Source organism: Methanospirillum hungatei (assembly GCF_020216685.1).
Lineage (GTDB): Archaea > Halobacteriota > Methanomicrobia > Methanomicrobiales > Methanospirillaceae > Methanospirillum > Methanospirillum hungatei_B.
The window spans coordinates 1-11,464 of sequence record NZ_JAIWNS010000168.1 but is presented as its reverse complement, the minus strand read 5'-3'; the positions used below and the strand labels follow the sequence as shown (position 1 = coordinate 11,464).

The 11,464-nt window shown below is 49.3% G+C and carries 12 protein-coding genes; 6 read left to right on the top strand and 6 right to left on the bottom strand.

The genetic code is table 11. From position 1 onward, the window contains the following. From LDL35_RS10645 to LDL35_RS10625, 5 genes are all read right to left on the bottom strand, one after another. Positions 1 to 578: DUF262 domain-containing protein (locus LDL35_RS10645; RefSeq protein ID WP_304022317.1), on the bottom strand; the 578-nt coding region annotated here is incomplete at its 3' end. Between the two features lie 112 nt (positions 579 to 690). Beyond that, positions 691 to 1,146 carry a ferritin family protein gene (locus LDL35_RS10640; RefSeq protein ID WP_304022316.1) on the bottom strand — a complete coding sequence of 152 codons (456 nt, stop codon included), beginning with the start codon at positions 1,144 to 1,146 and terminating at the stop codon, positions 691 to 693. Between the two features lie 58 nt (positions 1,147 to 1,204). Then, positions 1,205 to 2,092, bottom strand: coding sequence for a formylmethanofuran--tetrahydromethanopterin N-formyltransferase (gene fhcD / locus LDL35_RS10635; RefSeq protein ID WP_304022315.1), 888 nt, complete (start codon positions 2,090 to 2,092; stop codon positions 1,205 to 1,207). A 20-nt stretch (positions 2,093 to 2,112) separates the two neighbouring features. Beyond that, positions 2,113 to 2,718: a hypothetical protein gene (locus LDL35_RS10630; protein ID WP_304022314.1), complete on the bottom strand. Its 606-nt coding sequence runs from the start codon at positions 2,716 to 2,718 to the stop codon at positions 2,113 to 2,115. Between the two features lie 32 nt (positions 2,719 to 2,750). Next, a complete protein-coding gene (locus tag LDL35_RS10625; RefSeq protein WP_304022313.1) occupies positions 2,751 to 3,128 on the bottom strand; it encodes a hypothetical protein in 378 nt (125 codons plus the stop codon). Between the two features lie 261 nt (positions 3,129 to 3,389). Between LDL35_RS10625 and LDL35_RS10620 the strand changes: the two genes are divergently transcribed. From LDL35_RS10620 to LDL35_RS10595, 6 genes are all read left to right on the top strand, one after another. Beyond that, positions 3,390 to 4,262 carry a formate/nitrite transporter family protein gene (locus LDL35_RS10620; protein WP_304022312.1) on the top strand — a complete coding sequence of 291 codons (873 nt, stop codon included), beginning with the start codon at positions 3,390 to 3,392 and terminating at the stop codon, positions 4,260 to 4,262. Positions 4,263 to 4,282: 20 nt separating this feature from the next. Continuing rightward, the gene (locus LDL35_RS10615) at positions 4,283 to 4,828 is read left to right on the top strand and encodes a nucleotide-binding protein (RefSeq protein WP_304022311.1); all 546 of its coding nucleotides are present in this window, start codon (positions 4,283 to 4,285) and stop codon (positions 4,826 to 4,828) included. 218 nt (positions 4,829 to 5,046) lie between these two features. Continuing rightward, complete coding sequence (gene fdhF, locus LDL35_RS10610) at positions 5,047 to 7,113, top strand: formate dehydrogenase subunit alpha (RefSeq protein WP_304022310.1); 2,067 nt, start codon at positions 5,047 to 5,049, stop codon at positions 7,111 to 7,113. A gap of 2 nt (positions 7,114 to 7,115) precedes the next feature. Beyond that, a complete protein-coding gene (locus LDL35_RS10605) occupies positions 7,116 to 8,360 on the top strand; it encodes a Coenzyme F420 hydrogenase/dehydrogenase, beta subunit C-terminal domain (protein WP_304022309.1) in 1,245 nt (414 codons plus the stop codon). Between the two features lie 96 nt (positions 8,361 to 8,456). Continuing rightward, a complete protein-coding gene (locus LDL35_RS10600; protein ID WP_304022308.1) occupies positions 8,457 to 9,002 on the top strand; it encodes a hypothetical protein in 546 nt (181 codons plus the stop codon). Between the two features lie 136 nt (positions 9,003 to 9,138). After that, positions 9,139 to 10,734: a DEAD/DEAH box helicase gene (locus tag LDL35_RS10595; RefSeq protein ID WP_304022307.1), complete on the top strand. Its 1,596-nt coding sequence runs from the start codon at positions 9,139 to 9,141 to the stop codon at positions 10,732 to 10,734. A gap of 36 nt (positions 10,735 to 10,770) precedes the next feature. Here LDL35_RS10595 and LDL35_RS10590 read toward each other — a convergent pair whose 3' ends face one another. Next, the gene (locus LDL35_RS10590) at positions 10,771 to 11,283 is read right to left on the bottom strand and encodes an NADH-quinone oxidoreductase subunit B family protein (RefSeq protein ID WP_304022306.1); all 513 of its coding nucleotides are present in this window, start codon (positions 11,281 to 11,283) and stop codon (positions 10,771 to 10,773) included. Positions 11,284 to 11,464: the final 181 nt, after the last annotated feature.

The following is an 11,464-nucleotide window of genomic DNA, read 5'->3' as shown; positions in this document are numbered from 1 at the left end:
CCCTCATCAAGCTCGATATAGACCACACAGAGATCCTCTGTAATCACTTCCTGCAAAAGATGCAGATCCATCCCGGAAAACCGGTCAAGTTGCCACCAGTAATAGTCAAAACACTCAACTATCCCTGAATCCTGATCAAAAACATAGTCTTCATCAAAAATATGGAACAGCGCGTTTTTATCGACCCTGGTCGGGATGACAACATACTGTCCTTCCCCGCTCTTTGGTGCGTTCTTTAAAAAATCAGATATCTGATCATAGAGCTCATGCAGCCCTTTCTCTCGTGCAAATGCTCTGATAACGGCGAGTATGATGCTAACGGTGGTAATCCGCTGCTGGCCGTCTATGATGACATATTTATCAAGGTTTTTTTCATACTCCCTGACCACAACGATAGAACCCAGGAACCGGGCAGGCGATTTCTCCGGTCCGGTACGGAGAGCATATTGTTCCCTGATATCCGCCCATAACTGCTCCCACTGTTGTCGTGACCATACGTACGGGCGCTGAAACAGCGGGACCTTGTATTGTTTTGCCCCGTTAAATAAGTCCCAGACCGATGCCTTGGTCGCCTTCATTCACTCCTATCCCGGTAGAATATATCGTGTTCCTATCGCTTTACCTCACCGGTTTGGTGACAGGAGTATTACAAGCGTTCCAAAGCAGGAAATGATTGAAAAATAAAATTGATTACCAGGCCTCTGAAAAGGCACTGTTGGTGTATATATCTTCAAGGCGGGCTTTGTGACCGCGCTCCATCTTTGCCAGCTCTTCAAACGTCTTCTTCTGATCTGCATCCGTGCTTGCAGCGGCAAACTGCTCGTACATCTGCATTGCTTCTTCTTCCCGCTTGATTGCAACCTGAAGACCTTCAAGGGGCTTTAAGTCCATGGATGGTTTCGGCTTTTCGATGGTGTCTGAAATGTGGTAATCCTTGACCTCATCAAATTTGAGCTCTTTCCTGGCTCCACTTAAATATTCCTGGAGAGTTTTCCGGTGATAAGTCTCCTCCTGGGCAAGTTCTTTGAACGTTCCCTTCAAAGCCGGATCTTTGACTTTTTCTGAAAGCGAGATGTAAAAAGCATACGCATCAACTTCCTTGTCGATCGCTGCAAGTAAAATCTTCTTATATTCTTCCAGTTTCATAAGTAACCCTCCTGAGGGTAAGTAATAATACTGGTGAATTGGTTAAAAAAGATATTGGTCAGAAGAGTTCTGCCAGTTTAAACTGGAATGGTCCAAGCTTTCCTTCGTAGTTTCCGGCACTGATGAACGAAACACCCGGAACTTTGACTGCAGCCTTGATACCTGCTGCCATTGCCTTCTTGACTGATGCCTCATCCACACCATTGATGACGATCTCATAGATGGATTTGACACCCTCTGGGACCTTGGTATCCGGAACCTTCTCACGGATGGTCGGGCAGTACTGCTCATTGGTCGTTGCCGGAATCGGGAACTTGTAGTTCTTTGATCCGACTTTGGATCCGGACGCAACAATACCGCCTGCGAAGCTGGTGATGGTCCCTTTTACTTCAAAAATTGCATCAGCAGCTGCCTTTGCTCCCATAAGGGCAGTCATCTGGTTGTCGGCCATGACAAAGAAGTTCCCGCCGGCGACACCCTTGACCATGCCAAAGACTTCTTCACCAACATAGTCTCCTTCCATGATTGGGATCTTCCAGCACTGCCGTCCGCCAACCTCCACCTTGGATTCAAACTTGTCTCCAAAGAAGTGAATCTTGATATCGAACTTCTCTTCTGCATCAGGCATGCCATTAAAGACAGAGGTTGTTGCTGCAGTAAGGACACACTCGGCAATACGCTCCATGACCTGTTCAGGAACTTTCTTCTTTGAGGCACAGATCAGAATGGATACACCCGGACGCCCGTCAGGAGTCTCGTCTGCACTGACATATCCTTCAATACCTGCCTCACAGGGGCAGCCAATTGCAGAGGTTGCAAACCCGGTAGCCTCCATTGCGGCGGTCATTGCCCATTCGCGGGTCACTCCGGTTATTATTACCCGTGATACCCATATTGGAAATCCTTCAGCAAATGTGTTATCAATTGGTACACCGTTCAGTTCCATTACGGTTCCTCACAAAGAGGTCATCTGTCAGACCAATAATGGTTGTGAATTCGATCTGATACCAGGTGACCTTCGGACACGTCTCCGGTATCTATTCTGCAGGCATGAAGCACATCACAACCCCGAATCGGCTGCGATGGATCTGCCGTTGTTACAAGGGTTGACAAGGCCAGCACGGAGTCCGGAAGCTTCATCCCAAAGAGATCGGTGGACCGGACTTCATGGGAATGAGTCTGCACCGTCTTCCTGACCGTCCCCCGGTTTATGACTATCCCCATCCGGTTCATCAGAGCTGCCGCATGGGAGAAGGTATGGTCCTCCGAGAGAGAGAGGCAGAGATCCACAATCGGTGATCCAAACCTGCTTTTTTCATAAAATGGCGCTTTGGCATAGCAGAGCTGACCACAGTCCCGACAATGAAAGCGCTTGACATACACATAGATATGGATCTCCCCATCAGGAGAATACACCGTCGAAAACCGCCGTGGTTTCATATCATGGCTGATCACCATGCCCATACAGTTCGGACAGGGAAGGGGGTCGGTAAACTGTACCCCCGAAACTCCTGTTACCGCCTGATAGACCAGGTCCGCAATAATCGGGGAGATAAACGGTTGGCGACGCATCTACAGGATAGTACAATCAGCCTGTCCGGTGTTTAAGCATGACGCATTGGATCTGATGTTTGAAACCTGGTGAGGAGTCGCCAGAGGAGTATAGTCAGCGTACATGAGTACAGGACCTGCAGAAAGATGGTCCATGGAATTTCCATGCTGAAAAAGATGATTAATGCGTAAATAGGAGTCATAATAGAGACAATATCCTTTTTTTCAAACAGAAGCGCAAGAGCAGCCAGCACGCACGAACCAAGAACGCAGCCCCAGATAAAGCTCCCTTCATTTTCAATTATGCCCATGGAATGCAGGAGAAATGAAAAAACAATTCCTGCCCAGGGAATGACAAGTGACAGGACGCATAAAACCTTTTGGAGCACGGTCAGGTTCCGGATAGGAAAAATATCGGCGATATTCATCATCCTTATCCTGTGACGGACTGGATGATGAATTGTGCGGATTATGATCACAGAGGCCATCCGTCAATCACCGTTGAGGGTGTCACATCTGGTACGATAGTAAAAAAATTCCTTTTCCTTGGACATTTTTTAGAAAATTGAGCAGTTCAGTTCGTGATTATTTTCAAAAGTGTTTAATACTATCACAAAATACTTAATGTTTAAGCCTGCAAGGCGTGTTGTGTGGCCTTGAATCAGGCAGACTCTGTGAAGGTGTAACTAACTATGGTATTTCATCCACCCGTACAAATAATCGCCAAGGGAGCGGGCGCTGGAAAGTATAAAGCCGGCCTAGAATGGTGGAACATGATCATCCGTGGATTCATGTCCGGGGCATATATCGCAATGGGAGGTGCCCTCGCCACCGTCTGTTCTACTGCAGTCGCAGACAACCTAGGAGCTGGGTTTGGTCAGCTCATTCTGGGAGCAGTGTTCCCTGTCGGGCTTATTATCACCGTCCTTACCGGTGCAGAGCTCTTTACCGGTGACGCAATGCTTGCACCTCTCGCAGCATTCGTCCACAAGATCAGCTGGGCAAAAGTCCTGAACCTCTGGATCTGGGTATATATCGGAAATCTTATCGGTTCTATCTTTTATGCATACATCATGGCAAACGGACCGTTTGTCACTTGGAATGCCGCAGGACTTGCAACCGTGAACGCCTTTGGATTACGGGCAGTAAATATCGGTATTGCAAAGGTCAGTTATGTTGGAATGGCAGGCATCTGGGCTTCATTCCTGAAGGGTATCGGATGTAACTGGCTTGTTAACCTCGCTATCCTGCTTGGTATCTGTGCAGATGACGCAGTTGGTAAATTTTTCGGAATCTGGTTCCCGATCATGGCTTTCGTCTCAACCGGATTTGAACACTGTGTTGCCAACATGTACTTCATCCCCGCCGGTATCATGACGGCAGGATACCTGAACGCAGAACAGGTCGCAACCATTACTGCAGAGAAACTTGCGACACTGAACTGGGTTACGATGTGGACAAACAACATTATCGTTGTCACCATTGGAAACATCGTCGGCGGTCTGCTCTTTGTTGGTGTCCTCTACTGGATCGCCTTCAAGAAAGAGATCGAAGCACTTGAGTAATTACACACCCTTCTTTTTTTATGCAGTTTCTTCCAAGAAAGATACGACCGTCAATCCTGCACATCCTTGTCTTCGCATTTTTTCTGGTCCTGATTTCTATCTATGTATTCTCCACCGGAGATACCAGTATGCTCATCTGGGGAATTCCGACATTAATTTGTCTTCTTCTCATTCCCATGGGTCTGACGTACCTCTCGCAAAGTCAGTATTCGGACCTTATACCGATGTATGAGACTTCTGCAAAGGAAGTAAAGATCCGTGAGATCAACGAATCCATGGTATCAAAGCCCATCAAAATCGAAGGGCTTGTAGAAGAAGTCAGATTCAGATCATTAAACCGGCCCCATTTCATCATTGGCGACCGGACCGGTGTTACCACGGTAAAGATGTTTACCAGCCCCCGAAATGACATCAATAAAGGAGACATTGTTGAGGTGTACGGACAGGTCATCAGAAGATACATCTTCTATGGTGATCCGATCGTCAATGGTGTGGACATCCGGGTGACCGGATCCCGTGAGAAGAGTTCATCATCCTCTGCTGATAAAAGCAGAAAGAAAAAGTGAACCTTTCAGTGCGCCCTGTTTTTTCCATTCTCTGAACCATTTTTCTTCATCGTTGACAAACACAGGTAATTAGCAGGACTTGTTTTACCGATCAGGTCCGGTTTTCCCGGCACCAGAACTTCTTGTGGAAGTGTCCCACTTCTAATCACCAAAAATGAGAATTTTTTCACAAGACTTAATAGTCCCAATCCAGAACCTTTTGTTACCGAGGAATCGTAATGGATCTCAAGTATGTCCAGACTACATGCCCGTACTGCGGTACCGGGTGTTCTTTTAACCTCGTGGTAAAGGACGGAAAGGTTGTAGGCACTGCTCCCTACCACCGCTCTCCGGTGAATGAAGGAAAGCTCTGCCCGAAAGGGACCTATGCGCATGAATTCATCAACGCTCCGGACCGACTGACAAAACCACTGATTAAGAAGGATGGAAAGTTTGTAGAAGCAACCTGGGATGAGGCACTCAAGCTCATCGCAGAGAAGTTCAAATCCTACAAACCTGATGAATGTGCCTGTCTTGCATCAGCACGTGTCTCCAACGAAGACAACTACGCCATGATGAAGTTTGCCCGTGGTGTCCTCAAGACCAAGCACATTGATCACTGTGCCCGTCTCTGCCATGCATCCACAGTCGCAGGTCTTGCAAACATCTTTGGATCCGGTGCAATGACCAACTCCATCGGTGATATCGCCGAGTCAAAGTGTGTCTTCATCATCGGTTCAAACACCTTTGAATGCCACCCGCTTATCGGACGCCGTGTCATGCAGGCAAAGGCAAAAGGTGCCAAATTCATCTATGCCGACCCACGTCTGACCGCAACCGGAAAGCAGGCAGACCTATACCTGCAGTTCAGATCCGGAACTGATGTTGCCCTCTTTAACGGTTTGATGCAGGAGATCATCAGAAACGGATGGGAAGCAAAGGACTTCATTGAGAAACGCTGCAACGGCTTTGATGAACTCAAGAAAGAGGTCATGAAGGACGAATACAGCCTTGAGAATGTATCATCTATCACCGGGGTTCCAGTAGATCAGATAAAGACTGCAGCAGAATGGATTGCAAAGTCCGGAGCAACTGCAATCCTCTACTCCATGGGTATCACCCAGCACACCACCGGAGTTGACAACGTCAAGTCTGTTGGTAACCTGCAGATGCTGACCGGAAACCTCGGCCGGCCGGGAACCGGTGTGAACGCACTTCGTGGACAGAACAATGTGCAGGGTGCCTGTGACATGGGATGTCTGCCGGTTGTCTACACCGCATACCAGAAGGTCATTGATGAGGCAGCCCAGAAGAAGTTCGCAGATGCATGGAAGTTCCCTGACGGCATTGCAAAAGGTGAGAACGGGTACGAAGTCACCACGCTTATGAACGTTCTGACCGAAAAGCCTGGAGAGATCAAGTGTCTCTACATCATGGGTGAGAACCCGATGATATCAGACCCTGACCTGACCCACGTCGAGCATGCACTCAAGACCCTTGACTTCCTGGTTGTCCAGGATATCTTCCTGAACGAGACGGCTGAGTTTGCAGATGTCGTTCTGCCGGCAGCCTGTTATGCAGAGAAGGACGGAACCCAGACCTCCACCGAACGCCGTGTCCAGATGTGGAGAAAAGCACAGGATCCGCCAGGAGAGGCAAAAGGTGACTGGGAGATCATCGCATCCATCGCAGCAGCAATGGGATATGGAGCCCAGTTCCCATGGAAGACCTCAGAAGAAGTCTTCAACGAGATGGCATCACTCACCCCGTCCTACGCAGGAATGACCTACGAGCGTCTGAACCGGCCTGAAGCACTCCACTGGCCCTGCCCGACCAAGGAACACCCCGGAACCCCGATTCTCCATGGCGAGAAGTTTGGTATGCCGGACGGCAAGGGTCTTATGACCGCAATTCCGTTCAAGTGGCCGGTAGAAGTTCCGGACGAAGAGTACCCCTATGTCCTGACCACCGGACGTTCCATCTGGCAGTGGCACACCGGAACCATGACCCGCAGGTCTGTTGACCTTGAGCGTGAAGAGCCAACCGGATGGATTGAGATCAACACCGGTGACGCACAGAAACTTGGCATCAAGGACAAGGAACTGGTCAAGGCAAAGACCCGCCGTGGTGAGATCACCATCACTGCACGTGTCACTGACAATATAAAGCCAGGTGTCATGTTCATTCCATTCCACTACGTCGAATGTGCCGCAAACATGCTGACCATCAATGCACTTGACCCGATCGCAAAGATTCCGGAGTCCAAGGCTTGTGCGGTTCGCGTTGAGAAGATACAGGAGGCCTGAACATGGCAGCAAAAGGCGATATGAGCTATGTCTGGGCAAAAGACAAAGAGATCCTCGAGAAGGGAGAATGCGGTGGAGCAGTCACTGCACTCCTCAAATATGCACTGGAAAGTAAGTTTGTAGACGCGGTCCTCGCCGTCAGAAAAGGCCAGGATATCTATGATGCAGTTCCGGCATTCATCACCGATCCGGCAGAGGTAGCATCCACCGCAGGGTCCCTGCACTGTGGAACGCTCCTGCTTCCAAAGATCTTAAAGAACTATGCCGACGGTGCAAAGGGCATGAAGATCGCCGTAACCTGCAAGGGTTGTGACGTCATGGCCTTTTACGAGCTTGCAAAGAGAAACCAGGTGAACCTTGACAATATCGTCATGATCGGGGTCAACTGTGGTGGATCGGTAAGCCCGGTTGGTGCCCGGAAGATGATCGCTGAGAAGTTCGGCGTTGACCCTGACACCGTTCACAAGGAAGAGATCGACAAGGGTCAGTTCATCATCGAGTACGAAGGCGGACACAAGGGAATCAAGATTGATGAACTTGAAGAAGAAGGGTTCGGACGCCGGTCCAACTGCCGCCGCTGTAAGATGAAAATCCCCCGCCAGGCAGATCTTGCATGCGGTAACTGGGGAGTCATTGGTGACAAGGCAGGAAAGGCAACCTTTATCGAAGTCTGTTCAGAGAAGGGTGCAAAGCTCCTCTCCGATGCACAGGCAAAGGGTGCTGTCGAAGTTGCCGCAGCCGATCCAAAGGGTATCGAGATCCGTGGCAAGGTTGAGAAGGCCATGCTCAAACTCGGTGACGAGTGGCGTGAGAAAGACTTTGCATCACTCGGCAAAGGCAAGGACCGCTTAAAACTCCTGATGGACGAGACATCAAAGTGTATCAAGTGTTATGCCTGTGTAGAGAACTGTCCGATCTGTTACTGTGTTGAGTGTTCAACCAAGAAGCCCTGGTATATCACTCCGGGACAGCTCCCGCCAGGCTTTATGTTCCACCTGATCAGGTTCGCACACATCTCTGACTCCTGTATCAACTGTGGTCAGTGTGAGGAACTCTGTTCGATGGATATCCGGAATGCACTCTTCATGCACTCCCAGCAGGTTGAGATTGAGAAGCAGTTCAAGCACACACCGGGTATTGACATGACTCCGCCAATCCACGCATTTGTTGAGGAGAAGGCAGAGCGGGCCCGGCTTGATGCAACCGGAACCGATTCCATCTATATCAACATATTCAAGGATGAGTAATCATCCCCACATTTTTCGCAAAACCAGCCTTTTTTCCCTACCGGGGGAACCCCCGGACAGGGATCACCTTAAGATGTTCGCAGACATCCTGTACGTATGAATGAGTACCTGCGCAAGACATCCCATCTGTTATTCGGACTCCTTGTTGCCGGTGTAATCCTTATATTCCCGACATATCATGCCGCCATGATCATCGGATTTTCCCTGTACATCGGTCTTATCCTCATTGACCTGTGCATGAAAGGATATACCATCCCGCTTATCAGCACACTCATTCACCATATGGAGCGTGAAGGAGAGTTTCCTGGGAAGGGAGCATTCTTCTTTGTATTCAGTGCCCTCGTAACGTTGATGTTCTTCCCACCGGTTGTCGCTGCCGTATCGGTTGCAGTCCTTGCCGTGCTGGACGGATTTTCAACAATCTTTGGTATTCGGTTTGGAACGCACCGGATATGGAAGAAAAAGACCCTTGAAGGGTTCCTTGGAGGTGTCATTATCACGGCGGCCCTGCTCTTGTTTATTTCGCCCCCGATGTATGCGGTGCTCATCTCACTTGTTGCCGGATGTGTCGAGCTCCTAAGTCCCGTCGATGACAACCTCATTATTCCGTGGGTTGTTGCGATGCTGATTACCCTGCTCTGAAAAGTAACACATTTCTGTATATTTTTCCGCGACATCCCAGAGCCGGTAAAAAGCGGCGGGATAATATCGGTTTAAGACCCAGGTTTTTCAGAGCAAAACCATTATGCTTATATCCCCATGACACGCAGAATATGCGATGGAAATACCTTCTTTTTCAGACCTCCAGCTTTCACCTGGAATCATTAAAGCCATCCGTGATATCGGATATGAAGAACCAACCCCAATACAGCAAGAGGTTATCCCATTAATTCTCGCCGGCAATGATGTAGCAGGACAGGCATATACCGGAACTGGTAAGACTGCCGCGTTTGGTATCCCTGCAATCGAACTCTGCCAGCCTGCTAACCGGAACGTTCAGACAATTGTCCTCTGTCCAAGCAGAGAACTGGCGGTGCAGGTAGGAACAGAACTCAATAAACTGGCAATGCATAAAAAGGGGATATCAATCCTGCCTGTGTACGGGGGCCAGCCTATTGAACGACAGATTAAGGCCTTGTCAAGAGGTGTCCAGATAGTCATTGGAACACCTGGGCGGGTTATTGATCATATCAAAAGAAAGACACTCCTTCTTGATGCGGTCTCCCTTGTTGTCCTTGATGAGGCAGACCAGATGCTGGATATGGGTTTTCGCGAAGATATCGAAGAGATTTTATCCCATATTCCAAAAGAACGACAGACCGTGATCCTCTCTGCAACGTTCCCTCCTGAAATCCTTGATATCTCCCGACGTTTCCAGAAAAACCCCATCGATGTCAAGATGGTCCACCAGGAACTGACGGTCCCGCAGATCGAACAATACTATATCGAAGTCAGGGAACCGGCAAAAGCAGATACGCTCATCAGAGTTCTTGAATTTTACCAACCTCAGCGGACCATCATCTTTTGTAATACCCAGATTGCCGTTGACGCCGTATCCAGCGCCCTTAAGGCAGAAGGGTTCCTTGCCGACGGACTGCATGGCGGTATGGCACAGGCCCAGCGTGACAAAGTCATGAATGCATTCAGAAAGGGGCAGCTTGAGATCCTGATCGCCACCGATGTTGCTGCCCGTGGGATTGATGTTGAAGAGATAGACCTTGTCTGTAACTTTGACTTCCCCCAGGATGATGAGTATTATGTACACCGGATTGGGAGAACGGCACGGGCAGGACGTACCGGTCGTGCCATCAGCTTTGTCAGCCCCCGTGAGCGGTACAGACTTCGGGATGTCAGACGGAGCACCCGTGCAGAGCCTGAACCACTCCCTATCCCGACCCTTCGTGAGATAGGCGGGAAGAAGGCGACGACCACCCTTGCCGATGCCGATGCCCTGATGAAGACCGGAGACCTCACGTTCTGTCGGCCGATGATAGAAGAGAAACTTGCCGAAGGTGCCGACCCTGTCGCTCTTGCAACCTCTCTTCTGATGATTGCAGCAGGCATTGCAACCGAAAAAGAGGATGATCTTCTGAAGTACCTGGGAGAACAGGCAGTCGTCAGACTTTCAGCAGGAAGGCAGGACGGCATTCTGGTCAGGGATATTCTGCAGATAGTCAGAAACAGTGGCAGGAACATCCAGAATGATATCGGTAATATCAGGATCGGTCAGACAGCCACCTATATTGATGTCCCCGAACCCTCAGTCAAGGAGGTCATCGATGTCCTGAACGGTGCACAGATAGGGAGAATCAGACTTGTTGCAAAACGGGGAAGAAAGCAGTCTGAAATCCCGAAGAGACGCTTTAATAAATGAATTAAATTTTTTTGAATGTGAAAATAAAAAAATAAATTATCTTTTTTTCGCCACATTCATCAACGTCAGGAGTCCTTCCAGGATGGCTGCCGGTGTCGGAGGATTTCCCGGGATCTTCAGGTCAACCGGGATCACGGCATCCACCGGACCGACGACGGCATAGGTTCCAATATACATGCCGCCGGTACAGGCATCATCACCGACTGCAATGACAAATTTTGGTTCTGGAGTTGCTTCGTAGGTCTTTATCAGTGCCTCCTTCATCCCATGAGTCACCACACCGGTGACGGCAAGGATGTCCGCATGCCGGGGCGAGGCTACAAAGGTTATCCCAAACCGTTCGACATCATAGTGTGGAGCGGAGAGGTTTGCAAGTTCAATCTCTGCAGCATTATCACTGCCACAGTCAACCTCTCTGATCGCGATACTATGCCCGAATACCCGGTCAATCTCCGCTTTGAGCATCACTCCGGCTGATTCAAAAGCACTGTCCGGGGTGTATGCCAGGACATCCTTTGGTTTTTTGAGTAAAAATGAGAGAATATTCATATTCATCCTCACAGATCGGTCCCTGCATACGAGAGGTTCATACTCTTATTTATAACCGGGAAATCAGGGACGATATTTCCCAGAACGGCATGCTCGAGTGCCATCCAGTTACAGAACGACGCGGTGGACAGGGCAAACCGGTCAATAGAGCCATCACATATCCTGACATAACAGAGATTTC

What these genes read in the sequence shown, in the direction of transcription:
- LDL35_RS10640 (WP_304022316.1), bottom strand. Translation starts at nt 1,146, where the DNA reads ATGAAACTGGAAGAATATAAGAAGATTTTACTTGCAGCGATCGACAAG.
- fhcD (WP_304022315.1), bottom strand. Translation starts at nt 2,092, where the DNA reads ATGGAACTGAACGGTGTACCAATTGATAACACATTTGCTGAAGGATTT.
- LDL35_RS10630 (WP_304022314.1), bottom strand. Translation starts at nt 2,718, where the DNA reads ATGCGTCGCCAACCGTTTATCTCCCCGATTATTGCGGACCTGGTCTAT.
- LDL35_RS10625 (WP_304022313.1), bottom strand. Translation starts at nt 3,128, where the DNA reads ATGATGAATATCGCCGATATTTTTCCTATCCGGAACCTGACCGTGCTC.
- LDL35_RS10620 (WP_304022312.1), top strand. Translation starts at nt 3,390, where the DNA reads ATGGTATTTCATCCACCCGTACAAATAATCGCCAAGGGAGCGGGCGCT.
- LDL35_RS10615 (WP_304022311.1), top strand. Translation starts at nt 4,283, where the DNA reads ATGCAGTTTCTTCCAAGAAAGATACGACCGTCAATCCTGCACATCCTT.
- fdhF (WP_304022310.1), top strand. Translation starts at nt 5,047, where the DNA reads ATGGATCTCAAGTATGTCCAGACTACATGCCCGTACTGCGGTACCGGG.
- LDL35_RS10605 (WP_304022309.1), top strand. Translation starts at nt 7,116, where the DNA reads ATGGCAGCAAAAGGCGATATGAGCTATGTCTGGGCAAAAGACAAAGAG.
- LDL35_RS10600 (WP_304022308.1), top strand. Translation starts at nt 8,457, where the DNA reads ATGAATGAGTACCTGCGCAAGACATCCCATCTGTTATTCGGACTCCTT.
- LDL35_RS10595 (WP_304022307.1), top strand. Translation starts at nt 9,139, where the DNA reads ATGGAAATACCTTCTTTTTCAGACCTCCAGCTTTCACCTGGAATCATT.
- LDL35_RS10590 (WP_304022306.1), bottom strand. Translation starts at nt 11,283, where the DNA reads ATGAATATTCTCTCATTTTTACTCAAAAAACCAAAGGATGTCCTGGCA.